The 16,801-nt window shown below is 54.3% G+C and carries 29 protein-coding genes; all 29 read right to left on the bottom strand.

Annotated features, from left to right (window positions below):
- Positions 1–16: 16 nt before the first annotated feature.
- Positions 17–1,018 carry a DNA-directed RNA polymerase subunit alpha gene (gene rpoA, locus BT199_RS21920; RefSeq protein ID WP_003176403.1) on the bottom strand — a complete coding sequence of 334 codons (1,002 nt, stop codon included), beginning with the start codon at positions 1,016–1,018 and terminating at the stop codon, positions 17–19.
- A gap of 22 nt (positions 1,019–1,040) precedes the next feature.
- Positions 1,041–1,661: a 30S ribosomal protein S4 gene (gene rpsD / locus BT199_RS21915; protein ID WP_003176404.1), complete on the bottom strand. Its 621-nt coding sequence runs from the start codon at positions 1,659–1,661 to the stop codon at positions 1,041–1,043.
- Between the two features lie 18 nt (positions 1,662–1,679).
- Complete coding sequence (gene rpsK / locus BT199_RS21910) at positions 1,680–2,069, bottom strand: 30S ribosomal protein S11 (RefSeq protein WP_002555466.1); 390 nt, start codon at positions 2,067–2,069, stop codon at positions 1,680–1,682.
- 30 nt (positions 2,070–2,099) lie between these two features.
- Positions 2,100–2,456, bottom strand: a complete 357-nt coding sequence (gene rpsM, locus BT199_RS21905) for a 30S ribosomal protein S13 (RefSeq protein ID WP_003194635.1) — start codon at positions 2,454–2,456, stop codon at positions 2,100–2,102.
- A 129-nt stretch (positions 2,457–2,585) separates the two neighbouring features.
- A complete protein-coding gene (gene rpmJ / locus BT199_RS21900; protein ID WP_002555468.1) occupies positions 2,586–2,702 on the bottom strand; it encodes a 50S ribosomal protein L36 in 117 nt (38 codons plus the stop codon).
- A gap of 28 nt (positions 2,703–2,730) precedes the next feature.
- Positions 2,731–4,059: a preprotein translocase subunit SecY gene (gene secY, locus BT199_RS21895; protein WP_003194637.1), complete on the bottom strand. Its 1,329-nt coding sequence runs from the start codon at positions 4,057–4,059 to the stop codon at positions 2,731–2,733.
- The gene (rplO, locus tag BT199_RS21890) at positions 4,060–4,497 is read right to left on the bottom strand and encodes a 50S ribosomal protein L15 (RefSeq protein WP_003176407.1); all 438 of its coding nucleotides are present in this window, start codon (positions 4,495–4,497) and stop codon (positions 4,060–4,062) included. It abuts the gene before it with no gap.
- A 3-nt stretch (positions 4,498–4,500) separates the two neighbouring features.
- Positions 4,501–4,677, bottom strand: coding sequence for a 50S ribosomal protein L30 (gene rpmD, locus BT199_RS21885; protein ID WP_003176408.1), 177 nt, complete (start codon positions 4,675–4,677; stop codon positions 4,501–4,503).
- Positions 4,678–4,679: 2 nt separating this feature from the next.
- Positions 4,680–5,180, bottom strand: coding sequence for a 30S ribosomal protein S5 (gene rpsE / locus BT199_RS21880; protein WP_003176409.1), 501 nt, complete (start codon positions 5,178–5,180; stop codon positions 4,680–4,682).
- A 3-nt stretch (positions 5,181–5,183) separates the two neighbouring features.
- Positions 5,184–5,534 carry a 50S ribosomal protein L18 gene (gene rplR, locus BT199_RS21875; RefSeq protein WP_003186037.1) on the bottom strand — a complete coding sequence of 117 codons (351 nt, stop codon included), beginning with the start codon at positions 5,532–5,534 and terminating at the stop codon, positions 5,184–5,186.
- Positions 5,535–5,544: 10 nt separating this feature from the next.
- Positions 5,545–6,078 carry a 50S ribosomal protein L6 gene (gene rplF / locus BT199_RS21870; protein ID WP_003194640.1) on the bottom strand — a complete coding sequence of 178 codons (534 nt, stop codon included), beginning with the start codon at positions 6,076–6,078 and terminating at the stop codon, positions 5,545–5,547.
- A gap of 12 nt (positions 6,079–6,090) precedes the next feature.
- Complete coding sequence (gene rpsH / locus BT199_RS21865) at positions 6,091–6,483, bottom strand: 30S ribosomal protein S8 (protein WP_003176413.1); 393 nt, start codon at positions 6,481–6,483, stop codon at positions 6,091–6,093.
- Between the two features lie 208 nt (positions 6,484–6,691).
- Complete coding sequence (gene rpsN / locus BT199_RS21860) at positions 6,692–6,997, bottom strand: 30S ribosomal protein S14 (RefSeq protein ID WP_003176414.1); 306 nt, start codon at positions 6,995–6,997, stop codon at positions 6,692–6,694.
- Between the two features lie 13 nt (positions 6,998–7,010).
- Positions 7,011–7,550: a 50S ribosomal protein L5 gene (rplE, locus tag BT199_RS21855; protein ID WP_003194642.1), complete on the bottom strand. Its 540-nt coding sequence runs from the start codon at positions 7,548–7,550 to the stop codon at positions 7,011–7,013.
- Positions 7,551–7,572: 22 nt separating this feature from the next.
- Positions 7,573–7,887 (bottom strand): 50S ribosomal protein L24, encoded by a 315-nt coding sequence (rplX, locus tag BT199_RS21850; RefSeq protein WP_003176416.1) that lies wholly within the window; start codon positions 7,885–7,887, stop codon positions 7,573–7,575.
- Positions 7,888–7,898: 11 nt separating this feature from the next.
- Positions 7,899–8,267: a 50S ribosomal protein L14 gene (gene rplN / locus BT199_RS21845; RefSeq protein WP_002555479.1), complete on the bottom strand. Its 369-nt coding sequence runs from the start codon at positions 8,265–8,267 to the stop codon at positions 7,899–7,901.
- 23 nt (positions 8,268–8,290) lie between these two features.
- Positions 8,291–8,557 (bottom strand): 30S ribosomal protein S17, encoded by a 267-nt coding sequence (gene rpsQ, locus BT199_RS21840; RefSeq protein ID WP_003194644.1) that lies wholly within the window; start codon positions 8,555–8,557, stop codon positions 8,291–8,293.
- Between the two features lie 2 nt (positions 8,558–8,559).
- A complete protein-coding gene (gene rpmC, locus BT199_RS21835; protein WP_002555481.1) occupies positions 8,560–8,751 on the bottom strand; it encodes a 50S ribosomal protein L29 in 192 nt (63 codons plus the stop codon).
- Positions 8,751–9,164, bottom strand: a complete 414-nt coding sequence (rplP, locus tag BT199_RS21830; protein ID WP_003176421.1) for a 50S ribosomal protein L16 — start codon at positions 9,162–9,164, stop codon at positions 8,751–8,753. Before rplP ends, rpmC begins: the two co-directional genes overlap by 1 nt.
- 12 nt (positions 9,165–9,176) lie before the next feature.
- A complete protein-coding gene (gene rpsC, locus BT199_RS21825) occupies positions 9,177–9,863 on the bottom strand; it encodes a 30S ribosomal protein S3 (RefSeq protein WP_003176422.1) in 687 nt (228 codons plus the stop codon).
- A gap of 13 nt (positions 9,864–9,876) precedes the next feature.
- The gene (gene rplV, locus BT199_RS21820) at positions 9,877–10,209 is read right to left on the bottom strand and encodes a 50S ribosomal protein L22 (RefSeq protein WP_003103908.1); all 333 of its coding nucleotides are present in this window, start codon (positions 10,207–10,209) and stop codon (positions 9,877–9,879) included.
- An 11-nt stretch (positions 10,210–10,220) separates the two neighbouring features.
- Positions 10,221–10,496: a 30S ribosomal protein S19 gene (gene rpsS / locus BT199_RS21815; RefSeq protein WP_002555486.1), complete on the bottom strand. Its 276-nt coding sequence runs from the start codon at positions 10,494–10,496 to the stop codon at positions 10,221–10,223.
- Positions 10,497–10,512: 16 nt separating this feature from the next.
- Positions 10,513–11,337: a 50S ribosomal protein L2 gene (gene rplB, locus BT199_RS21810; protein WP_003186055.1), complete on the bottom strand. Its 825-nt coding sequence runs from the start codon at positions 11,335–11,337 to the stop codon at positions 10,513–10,515.
- Between the two features lie 14 nt (positions 11,338–11,351).
- The gene (gene rplW / locus BT199_RS21805; protein ID WP_002555488.1) at positions 11,352–11,651 is read right to left on the bottom strand and encodes a 50S ribosomal protein L23; all 300 of its coding nucleotides are present in this window, start codon (positions 11,649–11,651) and stop codon (positions 11,352–11,354) included.
- Positions 11,648–12,250, bottom strand: a complete 603-nt coding sequence (gene rplD / locus BT199_RS21800) for a 50S ribosomal protein L4 (RefSeq protein WP_003176424.1) — start codon at positions 12,248–12,250, stop codon at positions 11,648–11,650. The genes rplW and rplD overlap by 4 nt, the downstream gene beginning before the upstream one ends.
- Positions 12,251–12,262: 12 nt before the next feature.
- Complete coding sequence (gene rplC / locus BT199_RS21795) at positions 12,263–12,898, bottom strand: 50S ribosomal protein L3 (RefSeq protein ID WP_003194649.1); 636 nt, start codon at positions 12,896–12,898, stop codon at positions 12,263–12,265.
- Positions 12,899–12,979: 81 nt separating this feature from the next.
- On the bottom strand, positions 12,980–13,291 hold the full coding sequence (gene rpsJ / locus BT199_RS21790; RefSeq protein WP_003186070.1) for a 30S ribosomal protein S10: 312 nt from the start codon (positions 13,289–13,291) through the stop codon (positions 12,980–12,982).
- A 157-nt stretch (positions 13,292–13,448) separates the two neighbouring features.
- Positions 13,449–14,642: an elongation factor Tu gene (gene tuf / locus BT199_RS21785; RefSeq protein WP_003176426.1), complete on the bottom strand. Its 1,194-nt coding sequence runs from the start codon at positions 14,640–14,642 to the stop codon at positions 13,449–13,451.
- A 30-nt stretch (positions 14,643–14,672) separates the two neighbouring features.
- Positions 14,673–16,778, bottom strand: a complete 2,106-nt coding sequence (gene fusA, locus BT199_RS21780) for an elongation factor G (RefSeq protein WP_003194651.1) — start codon at positions 16,776–16,778, stop codon at positions 14,673–14,675.
- Positions 16,779–16,801 lie beyond the last annotated feature (23 nt).

Genomic DNA, 16,801 nt, shown 5'->3' with positions numbered 1-16,801 from the left:
TCGGTGATTACGACGATCAGGCAGTCGCCTTGTCGTCCTTCTTAAGACTTGCAGGCGGCCAGTTGTCGAGGCGCATGCCGAGGGACAGACCGCGGGAGGCCAGAACGTCCTTGATTTCAGTCAAGGATTTCTTGCCCAGGTTCGGAGTCTTCAACAGTTCTACTTCGGTGCGCTGGATCAGGTCACCGATGTAGTAAATGTTTTCCGCCTTAAGGCAGTTAGCCGAACGTACAGTCAGTTCCAGATCGTCAACCGGGCGAAGCAGGATCGGATCGATCTCGTCTTCCTGCTCGATTACCACTGGTTCGCTGTCACCTTTGAGGTCGACGAACGCAGCCAACTGCTGTTGCAGAATGGTTGCAGCGCGGCGGATAGCCTCTTCAGGATCCAGGGTACCGTTGGTTTCCAGATCAATAACCAGCTTGTCCAGGTTAGTACGCTGCTCGACACGGGCGTTTTCCACCACGTATGCGATACGGCGAACCGGGCTGAACGAAGAGTCAAGCTGCAAGCGACCAATGCTGCGGCTTTCGTCTTCATCGCTCTGACGCGAGTCGGCCGGTTCATAACCACGACCACGAGCTACAGTGAGCTTCATGTTCAGGGCGCCGTTAGACGCCAGGTTAGCGATTACGTGATCGGGGTTAACGATCTCGACATCATGATCCAGCTGAATATCGGCAGCGGTAACCACCCCCGAACCCTTCTTCGACAAGGTCAGCGTAACTTCGTCACGGCCGTGCAGCTTGATAGCCAGACCTTTAAGGTTCAACAGGATTTCAATTACGTCTTCCTGTACACCTTCGATGGCGCTGTACTCGTGGAGCACACCGTCAATCTCGGCCTCGACTACTGCACAGCCGGGCATTGAGGACAACAGGATGCGGCGCAGCGCGTTGCCCAGGGTGTGGCCAAAACCACGCTCGAGAGGCTCGAGAGTAATTTTGGCGCGGGTTGGACTGACAACCTGCACATCAATGTGGCGGGGTGTCAGGAACTCATTTACCGAAATCTGCATGGATGCACCTATTTTCTAGCCCTTACTTGGAGTAGAGCTCGACAATCAGGCTTTCGTTGATGTCGGCGGACAGATCACTGCGAGCAGGAACGTTCTTGAAAACGCCCGACTTCTTCTCAGTGTCTACTTCTACCCATTCTACGCGGCCACGTTGGGCACACAGATCGAGAGCTTGGACAATGCGAAGTTGGTTTTTTGCTTTCTCGCGAACTGCGACCACGTCACCAGCACGAACCTGGTAGGACGGAACGTTTACGGTCTGACCGTTAACGCTGATCGACTTGTGCGATACCAGCTGACGGGATTCGGCACGAGTCGAACCGAAGCCCATACGGTATACAACGTTGTCCAGACGGCATTCGAGCAGTTGCAGCAGGTTTTCACCGGTTGCACCTTTCTTGCCAGCAGCTTCTTTGTAGTAGCCGCTGAACTGACGCTCGAGAACGCCGTAGATACGACGGACCTTCTGCTTTTCACGCAGTTGGGTGCCGTAGTCGGACTGGCGACCGCGGCGTTGGCCGTGGATACCAGGTGCTGCTTCAATGTTGCACTTCGATTCGATCGCGCGCACGCCGCTCTTCAGGAAGAGATCGGTGCCTTCGCGACGAGCGAGTTTGCATTTTGGACCAATGTAACGAGCCATTCTTTACAATCTCCTGGATTACACGCGGCGCTTCTTCGGCGGACGGCACCCGTTGTGCGGGATTGGCGTCACGTCGGTGATGCTGGCGATCTTATAGCCACAGCCGTTCAAAGCACGGACAGCAGACTCACGACCTGGACCTGGACCCTTGACGTTAACGTCGAGGTTTTTCAGGCCGTATTCCAGCGCAGCTTGACCAGCACGTTCAGCAGCTACTTGAGCAGCAAACGGGGTGGACTTGCGGGAACCGCGGAAACCCGAACCACCGGAGGTAGCCCAAGAAAGCGCGTTACCTTGACGGTCGGTGATGGTCACGATTGTGTTGTTAAAAGATGCATGGATGTGGGCGATGCCATCAACCACTGTCTTTTTAACTTTTTTACGAGGACGAGCAGCAGGTTTTGCCATGATAATTTTCCTGTCGATTCGCTGGGGCGATTACTTGCGGATCGGCTTACGCGGACCTTTACGGGTACGCGCGTTAGTCTTGGTACGCTGACCGCGTACTGGAAGACCACGACGATGACGCAGACCGCGATAGCAACCGAGGTCCATCAAACGCTTGATTTTCATGTTGATTTCGCGACGCAGGTCACCTTCAGTGGTGAACTTCGCCACTTCGCCACGCAGCTGTTCAATCTGCTCGTCGCTCAGATCCTTGATCTTAGCGGCTGGGTTTACCCCAGCAACTGCGCAAATTTTCTGCGCAGTAGTGCGACCAACACCATAGATGTAGGTCAGCGAGATAACAGTGTGCTTGTTATCTGGAATGTTAACGCCTGCAATACGGGCCATTCAGTGGGACTCCAATTGACAGCTACCTACGCCCCGGAAGCCAAGAAATAGGGCGCGAGATAATATCGCTGTAATAACAAATAATCAACCCGGCAGCGCACTAGCTGCCGGGCTTCAAGCGGATCACACTCAGCCTTGGCGCTGTTTGTGACGCGGTTCCGCGCTGCAAATTACTCGAACAACACCTTCGCGGCGAATAATCTTGCAGTTACGGCACAGCTTTTTCACCGATGCACGAACTTTCATCACCAACTCCTCGAACCTTATGGGGTACTCAGCGCAACATGCCGCTGCCGTAGCCCTTCAGGTTGGCTTTCTTCATCAGGGATTCGTACTGGTGCGAAACGAGGTGCGATTGTACTTGGGACATGAAGTCCATCACAACCACGACCACGATCAGCAACGAGGTCCCGCCAAGGTAGAACGGAACGTTTGCTGCAACCACCAGGAACTGGGGCAACAAGCACACGGCCGTCATATATAGAGCACCGAACAGGGTCAAACGAGTCAGAACGCCATCAATGTAGCGTGCCGACTGCTCACCTGGACGGATGCCCGGAATAAAGGCACCGGACTTCTTCAGGTTTTCCGCTACGTCTTTCGGATTGAACATCAACGCCGTATAGAAGAAGCAGAAGAAAATAATCCCTGCACTAAACAGCAGAATATTCAACGGCTGACCAGGAGCGATCGACTGAGAGAGGTCCTGCAGCCAGCCCATATTTTCAGACTGACCAAACCAGGTACCCAACGAAGCCGGAAACAGCAAGATGCTGCTCGCGAAAATTGCCGGAATAACACCGGCCATATTCACTTTCAGCGGCAAGTGGCTGGTCTGCGCAGCGAAGACCTTACGGCCCTGCTGACGCTTGGCGTAGTGAACAGCAATACGACGCTGGCCACGCTCAATGAACACCACAAAACCGATAATCGCTACTGCCAGCAAACCGATGGCAACCAAGGCGAAGATATTGATATCACCCTGACGCGCAGACTCGAAAGACTGCCCGATTGCTCTCGGAAGACCGGCGACGATACCTGCGAAAATCAACATCGAGATACCGTTGCCAACACCACGCTCAGTAATCTGCTCACCCAGCCACATCATGAACATCGCACCAGCCACAAACGTGGATACCGCGACGAAATGGAAGCCAAAGTCACCAGTGAACGCAACGCCCTGCCCCGCCAGGCCAACGGACATGCCGATAGCTTGAACCAGGGCGAGGACGACAGTGCCGTAGCGGGTGTACTGGCTAATCTTGCGACGGCCAGCTTCACCTTCCTTCTTCAACTGCTCCAGCTGCGGGCTGACGGCTGTCATCAGCTGCATGATGATCGATGCCGAAATGTACGGCATGATCCCCAGTGCAAAGATGCTCATCCGCTCCAGCGCGCCGCCGGAAAACATGTTGAACAAGCTAAGAATGGTCCCCTCATTCTGTCGAAACAGGTCTGCGAGTCGGTCCGGGTTGATACCTGGAACCGGGATGTGTGCGCCTATTCGGTAGACGATAATCGCCAGGAACAGAAAACGCAGACGAGCCCAAAGTTCAGACATACCGCCTTTGCCGAGCGCTGAGAGAGCACCTTGCTTAGCCATTTATTCCTCGAACTTGCCGCCAGCTGCTTCGATAGCCGAACGCGCACCTTTGGTGGCGCCGATTCCCTTGCCGATAGTGACAGCGCGAGTCACTTCACCGGACAGCATGATTTTCACACGCTGTACGTTGACGTTGATCACGTTGGCATCTTTCAGGGTCTGCACAGTAACGATGTCGCCTTCCACTTTAGCCAGCTCGGACAGACGCACTTCTGCGCGATCCATGGCTTTCAGGGATACGAAACCGAACTTGGGCAGGCGACGATGCAGCGGCTGTTGACCGCCTTCAAAGCCTGGAGCAATGGTGCCACCGGAGCGGGAGGTTTGACCCTTGTGGCCACGGCCACCGGTCTTACCCAAACCACTACCGATACCACGGCCCGGACGATGCTTTTCGCGACGGGAACCCGGCGCTGGACTCAGATCATTGAGTTTCATCGATTAACCCTCTACACGCAGCATGTAGTAAGCCTTGTTGATCATCCCGCGATTCTCGGGAGTATCCTGGACTTCTACAGTGTGACCGATGCGACGCAGACCCAAACCTTTAACGCACAATTTGTGGTTAGGGATGCGGCCGGTCATGCTTTTGATCAGCGTTACTTTAACGGTAGCCATGATCAGAAGATCTCCTTGACAGTCAGACCACGCTTGGCAGCGATGGACTCAGGAGATTGCATAGCCTTCAGACCCTTGAAAGTGGCGTGAACCACGTTTACCGGGTTAGTCGAGCCATAGCACTTGGCCAGAACGTTCTGAACGCCAGCAACTTCGAGCACAGCACGCATAGCGCCGCCAGCGATGATACCGGTACCTTCAGAAGCAGGCTGCATGTACACCTTCGAAGCGCCGTGAGCGGACTTCATTGCGTACTGCAGAGTGGTACCGTTCAGATCAACTTGGATCATGTTGCGACGAGCAGCTTCCATTGCCTTCTGGATCGCGGCAGGCACTTCACGTGACTTGCCACGGCCGAAGCCAACACGCCCTTTACCATCACCCACCACGGTCAACGCGGTGAAAGTGAAGATACGGCCGCCTTTAACGGTTTTGGCTACGCGGTTAACTTGAACCAGCTTCTCAATGTAGCCTTCGTCGCGCTTTTGGTCGTTATTTGACATAACTTAGAACTCCAGCCCAGCTTCACGAGCAGCATCAGCCAGCGCTTTCACGCGGCCGTGGTACTTGAAGCCAGAGCGGTCGAAAGCCACTTGCGAGACGCCAGCGGCCTTAGCACGCGTAGCGACCAGCTGGCCAACCTTTGTGGCCGCGTCGATGTTGCCAGTGGCACCATCACGCAGTTCTTTATCCAAAGTCGAGGCGCTTGCCAGGACTTTGTTGCCGTCGGCCGAGATGACCTGGGCGTAGATGTGCTGCGACGAGCGGAACACGCAGAGACGCACGACTTCGAGTTCGTGCATTTTCAGGCGTGCTTTGCGAGCGCGACGCAGTCGAGTAACTTTTTTGTCGGTCATTTGCTATGCCCTACTTCTTCTTGGCTTCTTTACGACGGACGACTTCGTCCGCGTAGCGCACACCTTTGCCTTTGTACGGCTCTGGTGGACGGAAGTCGCGGATCTCAGCGGCCACTTGACCTACCAGCTGCTTGTCGATGCCCTTGATCAGGATATCGGTCTGGCTAGGAGTCTCAGCAGTGATGCCCGCTGGCAGTTCGTAATCCACTGGGTGCGAGAAGCCAAGGGCAAGGTTCAAAACCGTGCCTTTTGCTTGCGCTTTGTAACCAACACCGACCAGCTGGAGCTTACGCTCGAAGCCTTGGCTTACGCCTTGGACCATGTTGTTTACCAACGCACGCGTGGTACCGGCCATTGCGCGAGTTTGTTGATCGCCATTGCGAGCAGCGAAACGCAGCTCACCAGCTTCTTCAACGATCTCAACGGACGAATGGATGTTCAGTTCAAGAGTACCCTTGGCACCCTTCACCGAAAGCTGTTGGCCTGCGAATTTGACTTCGACACCGGCTGGCAGCTTAACGGGGTTCTTAGCGACGCGAGACATGCTTATCCCCCCTTAGAACACAGTGCAAAGAACTTCGCCGCCGACACCGGCAGCGCGCGCAGCACGATCCGTCATCACACCTTTGTTGGTGGAGACGATAGACACGCCCAGACCGCCACGAACTTTCGGCAGATCTTCAGCGGACTTGTACTGACGCAGGCCTGGACGGCTAACGCGCTTCACTTCCTCGATGACCGAACGGCCTTCGAAGTACTTCAGCTCGATGGACAGCAGTGGTTTGATTTCGCTGCTGATCTGATAACCCGCAATGTAGCCTTCGTCTTTCAGGACTTTGGCAACAGCTACCTTCAACTTGGAAGATGGCATGCTTACGACGGACTTTTCAGCCATCTGGGCATTACGGATACGAGTTAGCATGTCCGCTAACGGGTCCTGCATACTCATGGGCTAGACGCTCCTAATACAAAAAAATTAGCCTTGCGGCTACATATGTCGCCGAGAATCTCCGAGCACAAAAAACACGGGCTCAGGCGAGCCGCGTATTTTAGACATACTCCAGAAATGAAACAAGCCCCAAAAGGGGCTTGATCCAGATTCAAGGTCACCGGCGGTCAGTATCTTGCGATTCCGACCACCTGGACGTTGAAAGTACTTACCAGCTGGCTTTAACCAGACCTGGTACGTCACCACGCATTGCCGCTTCACGCAGTTTGTTACGGCCGAGGCCGAACTTGCGGTAAACGCCGTGTGGACGACCGGTCAGGCGGCAGCGGTTACGCATGCGCGAAGCGCTTGCGTCACGTGGCTGCTTCTGCAGAGCAACTGTAGCTTCCCAACGCGCTTCTGGACTTGCGTTCAGATCAACGATGATTGCTTTCAGTGCTGCACGCTTCTTGGCGTACTTGGCAACCGTGAGCTGACGCTTCAGCTCGCGGTTTTTCATGCTCATCTTGGCCATGGTCCTACTCCAATCAGTTGCGGAACGGGAATTTGAACGCACGCAGCAGAGCGCGGCCTTCATCATCGTTCTTGGCAGTGGTGGTCAGGGTGATGTCCAGACCGCGGAGAGCATCGATCTTGTCGTAGTCGATTTCCGGGAAGATGATCTGCTCTTTCACGCCCATGCTGTAGTTACCACGACCATCGAAGGACTTGGCATTCAGGCCGCGGAAGTCGCGGACCCGAGGCAGGGAGATCGACAGCAGACGATCCAGGAATTCGTACATACGCTCACGGCGCAGAGTCACTTTGACGCCGATCGGCCAACCTTCACGGACTTTAAAGCCAGCGATGGATTTCCGAGCGTAAGTCACAACGACTTTTTGACCGGTGATCTTTTCCAGGTCAGCAACAGCGTGCTCGATGACTTTTTTGTCGCCGATCGCTTCGCCCAGACCCATGTTCAGGGTGATTTTGGTGACGCGCGGAACTTCCATCACGTTCCCGAGCTTAAGTTCTTCCTTAAGCTTAGGGGCGATTTCCTTCCGGTAAATCTCTTGTAGTCGTGCCATGGTCTAATCTACCTAGCAGTGTTCAAGCATCAACCGCTTTTTGGGTCGACTTGAAGACACGAATTTTCTTACCGTCTTCTACTTTGAAACCAACGCGGTCAGCCTTGTTGGTTTCGCCGTTGAAGATGGCGACGTTAGAAGCGTCCAGCGGAGCTTCTTTCTCGACGATACCGCCCTGCACGCCCGACATCGGGTTAGGCTTGGTATGACGCTTGACCAGGTTCAGACCACCGATAACCAGACGGTTATTGGCGAGAACCTTAAGCACCTTACCGCGCTTACCTTTGTCTTTGCCGGCGATCACGATGATCTCGTCGTCACGACGAATCTTTTGCATGTCGGATCTCCTTACAGCACTTCTGGGGCGAGCGAGACGATCTTCATGAACTTCTCAGTACGAAGTTCACGGGTCACTGGCCCAAAGATACGGGTGCCGATCGGCTCTTGCTTGTTGTTCAGAAGAACAGCAGCGTTGCCATCAAAGCGGATAATGGAGCCATCAGCACGACGTACGCCGTGACGAGTGCGGACTACAACAGCAGTCATCACTTGGCCTTTTTTCACCTTACCGCGAGGAATTGCTTCCTTCACGGTAACTTTGATGATGTCACCGATACCAGCGTAACGACGATGGGAGCCACCCAGCACCTTGATGCACATAACACGGCGAGCGCCGCTGTTATCGGCCACATCGAGCATGGATTGAGTCTGAATCATATAATTTCTCCGACCCCTAGTCCTTAGACTTCCACAGCGCGTTCGAGAACATCAACCAGTGCCCAAGACTTGGTCTTGGCCATCGGACGAGTTTCACGAATAGTGACTTTGTCGCCGATGTGGCACTGATTGGTTTCGTCGTGCGCGTGCAGCTTAGTCGAACGCTTAACATATTTACCGTAGATCGGGTGCTTAACGCGACGCTCGATCAAAACGGTGATGGTTTTGTCCATCTTGTCGCTGACAACACGGCCAGTCAGCGTACGGACAGTCTTTTCGGCTTCAGCCATGATCACTTACCTGCCTGCTGGTTGAGCACAGTCTTCACGCGAGCGATGTCACGCTTAACTTGCGAGAGCAGATGAGACTGCCCCAACTGGCCAGTTGCTTTCTGCATACGCAGATTGAACTGGTCGCGCAGCAGGCCGAGCAGTTGCTCGTTCAGCTGCTGTGCGGATTTTTCACGAAGTTCATTCGCTTTCATCACATCACCGTCCGTTTAACAAAGGAGGTGGCGAGCGGCAGCTTTGCAGCAGCCAGGGCGAAAGCCTCACGCGCCAGCTCTTCAGAAACACCCTCGATTTCATACAGGACTTTGCCTGGCTGAATCTGGGCTACCCAGTATTCCACGTTACCCTTACCTTTACCCATCCGAACCTCGAGAGGCTTTTTGGAGATCGGCTTGTCCGGGAATACACGGATCCAGATCTTGCCGCCACGTTTTACGTGACGGGTCAGAGCACGACGCGCTGACTCGATCTGACGAGCGGTGAGACGACCACGAGCTACAGACTTCAGCGCGAACTCGCCGAAGCTGACTTTGCTACCGCGCTGAGCCAGACCACGGTTGTGGCCTGTCATCTGCTTGCGGAACTTCGTACGCTTAGGTTGCAACATTTGGCGTACCCCTTACTTAGCAGCTTTTTTACGAGGCGCTGGTGCTTGTGGTTTCAGTTCTTCTTGGCGACCACCAATTACTTCGCCTTTGAAGATCCAAACCTTTACACCGATCACACCGTAAGTGGTGTGAGCTTCGTAGTTGGCATAGTCGATGTCGGCACGCAGGGTGTGCAGTGGCACACGACCTTCGCGATACCATTCAGTACGTGCGATTTCAGCACCGCCGAGACGACCGCTCACTTGGATTTTGATGCCTTTGGCACCAATGCGCATGGCGTTCTGTACGGCGCGCTTCATAGCGCGACGGAACATTACGCGACGCTCCAGCTGCTGAGCTACGCTCTGCGCAACCAGCATACCGTCGAGCTCCGGCTTGCGGATCTCTTCGATATTGATGTGCACAGGCACACCCATTTGCTTGGTCAGGTCCTGACGCAGTTTCTCAACATCTTCACCTTTCTTCCCGATAACGATACCTGGACGAGCGGTGTGGATGGTGATACGTGCAGTTTGGGCCGGACGATGGATATCGATACGGCTTACGGACGCGCTTTTTAGTTTGTCTTGGAGATACTCACGCACCTTCAGATCAGCGAACAAGTAGTCCGCATAAGTCCGACCGTCTGCGTACCAGACGGAGGTGTGCTCCTTGACGATTCCCAGGCGAATGCCAATGGGATGTACTTTCTGACCCATCTCTTCGACTCCGTTACTTGTCAGCAACCTTGACAGTGATATGGCAAGACCGCTTGACGATGCGATCAGCACGGCCTTTGGCACGTGGCATGATGCGCTTCAGCGAACGCCCTTCGTTGACGAAAACGGTGCTGACCTTCAGGTCATCAACGTCTGCGCCTTCGTTATGCTCGGCGTTGGCTACGGCCGACTCCAGCACTTTCTTCATGATCTCGGCGGCTTTCTTACTGCTGAAAGCCAACAGGTTGAGCGCTTCGCCCACCTTCTTCCCGCGGATCTGGTCGGCGACCAAGCGGGCTTTCTGGGCGGAGATTCGAGCGCCCGACAACTTAGCGGCTACTTCCATTTCCTAACCCCTTAACGCTTGGCTTTCTTGTCTGCCACGTGCCCACGATAAGTGCGGGTACCGGCAAACTCGCCCAGTTTGTGGCCGACCATGTCTTCGTTAACGAGAACTGGGACGTGTTGACGACCGTTGTGTACTGCGATGGTCAGACCGACCATTTGTGGCAGGATCATCGAACGACGCGACCAGGTCTTAACTGGTTTGCGATCGTTCTTTTCCGCCGCCACTTCGATCTTCTTCAGTAGGTGAAGATCAATAAAAGGACCTTTTTTCAGAGAACGTGGCACTGTCGTATCCCTCTATTTACTTGCGACGACGGACGATCATTTTGTCGGTACGCTTATTACCACGAGTCTTCGCGCCCTTAGTCGGGAAGCCCCATGGCGATACCGGATGACGACCACCAGAGGTACGACCTTCACCACCACCGTGTGGGTGGTCAACCGGGTTCATGGCAACACCACGAACGGTTGGGCGAACGCCACGCCAGCGTTTGGCACCAGCTTTACCCAACGAACGCAGGCTGTGCTCGGAGTTCGAGACTTCGCCCAGGGTCGCACGGCATTCAGCCAGTACTTTACGCATCTCACCAGAACGCAGACGCAGGGTCACGTAGACACCTTCACGAGCGATCAGCTGAGCCGAAGCGCCAGCGGAACGAGCGATCTGTGCGCCTTTACCTGGCTTCAATTCGATGCCGTGTACGGTGCTACCAACTGGAATGTTACGCAGTTGCAGAGCGTTGCCCGGCTTGATCGGTGCCAGAGCACCTGCGATCAGCTGGTCGCCAGCACTCACGCCTTTAGGGGCGATGATGTAGCGACGCTCGCCATCTGCGTACAGCAGCAGAGCGATGTGAGCAGTACGGTTTGGATCGTATTCGATACGCTCGACAGTGGCAGCGATGCCATCTTTGTCGTTGCGACGGAAATCGACCAGACGATAATGCTGCTTATGGCCACCACCGATGTGACGAGTGGTAATGCGACCATTGTTGTTACGACCACCAGACTTCGATTTTTTCTCGAGCAGCGGTGCGTGAGGAGCGCCTTTATGCAGCTCCTGGTTGACCACCTTGACCACAAAACGGCGGCCAGGGGAAGTCGGTTTGCATTTAACGATTGCCATGATGCACCCCTTCCTTACTCAGCACTGCTGCTGAAATCGAGATCTTGGCCTGGCTGAAGGGAGATAACTGCCTTCTTCCAGTCATTACGCTTGCCCAGACCGCGAGCAGTGCGCTTGCTCTTACCCAGAACATTCAGGGTAGTAACACGCTCTACTTTCACGCTGAACAGGCTTTCGACGGCCTTCTTGATTTCCAGCTTGGTTGCGTCAGTTGCAACCTTGAAAACGAACTGGCCTTTCTTGTCAGCCAGAACCGTAGCCTTTTCGGAAACGTGCGGGCCAAGCAGAACTTTAAATACGCGTTCCTGGTTCATCCCAGCAGCTCCTCGAATTTCTTCACGGCCGACACAGTGATCAACACCTTGTCGTATGCGATCAGACTAACTGGATCGGAACCTTGCACGTCACGTACATCAACGTGTGGCAGGTTGCGAGCAGCCAGGTACAGGTTCTGATCAACAGCTTCAGACACGATCAAAACGTCGGTCAGGCTCATGTTGTTCAGTTTGCCCAGCAGATCTTTGGTTTTTGGACTTTCAACAGCGAAGTCCTGAACCACGACCAGACGATCAGTACGCACGAGTTCAGCAAGGATGGAGCGCAGTGCTGCGCGGTACATCTTCTTGTTGAGCTTCTGAGAGTGATCCTGTGGACGAGCTGCGAAAGTGGTACCGCCGCCACGCCAGATTGGGCTACGGATAGTACCGGCACGAGCACGGCCAGTGCCTTTCTGACGCCAAGGGCGCTTACCGCCACCACGTACGTCGGAACGGGTCTTTTGCTGCTTGCTACCTTGACGGCCGCCGGCCATGTAGGCCACGACTGCTTGGTGAACGAGCGTCTCGTTGAATTCGCCGCCAAATGTCAGTTCGGAAACTTCGATCGCTTGAGCGTCATTTACATTTAATTGCATGTCAGCTTCCCCTTAACCGCGAGCCTTGGCCGCTGGACGTACAACCAGGTTGCCGCCAGTAGCGCCAGGAACAGCACCCTTGACCAACAACAGATTGCGTTCAGCGTCGACGCGCACTACTTCGAGGGACTGCACGGTCACGCGCTCAGCGCCCATATGACCGGACATTTTTTTGCCCTTGAATACACGACCAGGAGTCTGGCACTGGCCAATAGAGCCCGGGACGCGGTGGGAAACGGAGTTACCGTGAGTGTTGTCTTGACCACGGAAATTCCAACGCTTGATCGTACCCTGGAAGCCTTTACCTTTGGACTGACCGGTTACATCAACCAGTTGACCAGCGGCGAAGATTTCAGCGTTGATCAGATCGCCAGCCTGGTAGTCGCCGTCTTCAAGACGGAACTCCATGACAGTACGACCAGCTGCAACGTTTGCTTTAGCGAAGTGACCTGCTTGAGCAGCAGTCACGCGCGAAGCACGACGCTCGCCGACAGTGACTTGCACTGCACGATAGCCATCGGTTTCTTCAGTTTTGAACTGGGTGACGCGATTCGGTTCGATCTCAATGACCGTGACCGGAATGGAGACACCTTCTTCGGTGAAAATACGGGTCATACCGCATTTACGACCGACTACACCAATAGTCATGTTGTAAACCTCATGAGTGTACGGGGCTTTCACCCGCTATGGCCGCCCATTTCAGAGCGTTACACGACTAAGACCCAAGTCTTAGCCGAGGCTGATCTGTACTTCCACACCGGCCGCCAGATCGAGCTTCATAAGTGCATCAACGGTTTTATCCGTTGGCTGGACGATGTCCAGTACGCGCTTATGAGTACGGATCTCGTACTGGTCACGCGCGTCTTTGTTGACGTGCGGGGAGACCAGAACGGTGAACCGCTCTTTACGGGTAGGCAGTGGAATTGGACCACGCACTTGAGCACCAGTACGTTTCGCGGTTTCCACGATTTCCTGGGTGGATTGGTCGATCAGGCGATGGTCAAAAGCCTTCAACCTGATACGGATTTGCTGATTTTGCATTGGATTTCAGACTCCGGCTGCTATTCCCACCGGGCGCAATACGCCCGTTAAAAGGAGGCGCAATTCTATAGACGCCCTAGATAGGTGTCAACCCAATAAAAAAGCCCCCGCTAAGCGGGGGCTTTCTCAAAACATCAAAGCTCACTCAAAAGAGAGATTACTCGATGATTTTAGCTACAACGCCAGCACCAACGGTACGGCCGCCTTCACGGATTGCGAAACGCAGACCGTCTTCCATAGCGATGGTTTTGATCAGGGTGACAACCATTTTGATGTTGTCGCCTGGCATTACCATTTCTACGCCTTCCGGCAGTTCGCAGTTACCAGTCACGTCAGTAGTACGGAAGTAGAACTGTGGACGGTAGCCTTTGAAGAACGGAGTGTGACGACCGCCTTCTTCTTTGCTCAGTACGTATACTTCAGCTTCGAACTTGGTGTGCGGCTTAACCGAACCTGGCTTGACCAGAACCTGGCCACGCTCAACGTCGTCACGCTTGGTACCACGCAGCAGAACGCCGCAGTTCTCGCCAGCACGACCTTCGTCGAGCAGCTTACGGAACATTTCAACACCGGTGCAGGTGGTGACGGTAGTGTCACGCAGACCAACGATTTCCAGCGGATCTTGAACCTTGACGATACCGCGCTCGATACGACCAGTTACAACAGTACCGCGACCGGAGATCGAGAATACGTCTTCGATTGGCATCAGGAACGGCTTGTCGATAACACGGACTGGATCTGGGATGTAGCTGTCCAGAGTCTCAACCAGTTTACGAACGGACGTGGTGCCCATTTCGTTATCGTCTTTGCCTTCCAGAGCCATACGAGCAGAACCGATGATGATCGGAGTGTCGTCACCTGGGAAGTCGTAAGTGCTCAGCAGATCGCGCACTTCCATCTCAACCAGTTCCAGCAGCTCAGCGTCGTCTACCAGGTCAGCCTTGTTCAGGTAAACCACGATGTACGGAACGCCAACCTGACGGGACAGCAGGATGTGCTCACGGGTTTGTGGCATCGGACCATCAGCGGCCGAGCAAACCAGGATTGCGCCGTCCATCTGGGCAGCACCGGTGATCATGTTCTTCACATAGTCAGCGTGACCTGGGCAGTCAACGTGAGCGTAGTGACGGATCAGCGAGTTGTATTCAACGTGCGCGGTGTTGATGGTGATACCACGAGCTTTCTCTTCTGGCGCGCTGTCGATTTTATCGAAATCAACGATTGCAGAACCGAATACTTCGGAGCAAACGCGAGTCAGAGCAGCAGTCAGAGTGGTTTTACCGTGGTCAACGTGACCGATGGTGCCAACGTTGACGTGCGGTAGGGAACGATCAAATTTTTCTTTAGCCACGACAATTAACTCCTTGCCTAAAGGACTGAATCAGCCTTGTTTTTTGGATACAGTTTCAGCGATGTGCGCCGGAGCTGTGTTGTATTTTTTGAATTCCATAGAGTAGCTTGCGCGACCCTGGGACATGGAACGAACGTCGGTCGCATAACCGAACATCTCGCCCAACGGAACCTCGGCGCGAATCACTTTGCCGGAAACCGTGTCTTCCATACCCAAGATCATGCCGCGACGACGGTTAAGGTCGCCCATGACATCACCCATATAGTCTTCAGGTGTAACAACTTCTACCGCCATGATTGGCTCAAGCAACTCACCACCGCCCTTCTGGGCCAGTTGCTTGGTTGCCATGGAAGCAGCCACCTTAAACGCCATCTCGTTGGAGTCGACGTCGTGGTAAGAACCGTCAAAAACGGTTGCTTTCAGGCCGATCAGCGGATAGCCGGCAACAACACCGTTCTTCATCTGCTCTTCGATACCCTTCTGGATAGCAGGGATGTATTCCTTAGGAACAACACCACCTACTACTTCGTTCACGAATTGCAGACCTTCCTGACCTTCGTCAGCAGGAGCAAAACGGATCCAGCAGTGACCGAACTGACCACGACCGCCGGATTGACGAACGAACTTGCCTTCGATTTCACAGTTCTTCGTGATGCGCTCACGATAGGAAACCTGAGGCTTACCGATGTTGGCTTCGACGTTGAACTCACGGCGCATCCGGTCAACCAGGATGTCCAGGTGCAGCTCGCCCATGCCGGAGATGATCGTTTGACCAGTCTCTTCATCAGTCTTGACGCGGAAAGATGGATCTTCCTGAGCAAGCTTGCCCAGAGCGATACCCATTTTTTCCTGGTCATCCTTGGTCTTAGGCTCTACGGCAACCGAAATAACCGGCTCCGGGAAGTCCATGCGAACCAGGATGATTGGCTTGGCAGCGTCGCACAAAGTCTCACCAGTGGTGACGTCCTTCATGCCGATCAGGGCCGCGATGTCACCAGCGCGTACTTCCTTGATCTCTTCACGGGCGTTTGCGTGCATTTGCACCATACGACCCACGCGCTCTTTCTTGCCTTTAACCGAGTTGATCACGCCGTCGCCGGAGGCCAACACGCCCGAGTAAACGCGGACGAAGGTCAAAGTACCCACGAATGGGTCGGTAGCGATCTTGAACGCCAGAGCCGAGAACGGCTCGTTGTCATCGGCGTGACGCTCCATTTCTTCTTCCTCGTTATCAGGGTTGGAACCCTTGATAGCAGGAATGTCGGTTGGAGCAGGCAGGTAGTCGATAACGGCGTCGAGAACCAGGGGAACACCCTTGTTCTTGAACGAGGAACCGCAAACAGCCAAGACGATCTCACCAGCGATAGTACGCTGACGCAGAGCGGCCTTGATTTCCACGTTGGTGAGTTCTTCACCTTCGAGGTACTTGTTCATCAGCTCTTCGCTGGCTTCGGCAGCAGCCTCAACCATGTTGTTGCGCCACTCGTCAGCCAGTTCCTGAAGCTCTTCAGGGATAGGCTTACGAACAGGAACCATACCTTTGTCGGAATCATTCCAGTAAACAGCTTCCATGTTGATCAGATCGATCTGACCCTGGAAGTTGTCTTCGGAACCGATAGCCAACTGGATAGGCACCGGAGTGTGACCCAGACGCTGCTTGATCTGACCGATCACGCGCAGGAAGTTGGCACCAGCACGGTCCATCTTGTTTACATAAACAAGACGTGGAACACCGTACTTGTTGGCTTGACGCCATACGGTTTCCGACTGAGGCTCAACACCCGAGGTGCCGCAGAACACAACGACAGCGCCGTCGAGCACGCGCAGGGAACGTTCAACTTCAATGGTGAAGTCTACGTGGCCCGGGGTATCGATTACGTTGAAGCGATGCTCGTCTTTGTACTGCTTCTCGGAACCTTTCCAGAAGGCGGTAATAGCAGCAGAAGTAATGGTAATACCACGCTCCTGCTCCTGAACCATCCAGTCTGTGGTCGCGGCGCCGTCATGCACCTCGCCCATTTTGTGACTTTTGCCGGTGTAAAACAGTACGCGCTCGGTGGTGGTGGTTTTACCAGCATCCACGTGAGCGACGATACCGATGTTACGGTAGCGGCTAATCGGAGTAGTACGAGCCATAAAGCCCTCGCAAAATTAGTGAA

Origin of the sequence: Pseudomonas sp. NFR02 (assembly GCF_900119375.1) — a bacterium.
GTDB classification, from domain to species: Bacteria; Pseudomonadota; Gammaproteobacteria; order Pseudomonadales; family Pseudomonadaceae; genus Aquipseudomonas; species Aquipseudomonas paracarnis.
Note: the sequence above shows the minus strand (reverse complement) of the source record. Positions and strands in the feature narration are given on the sequence as shown.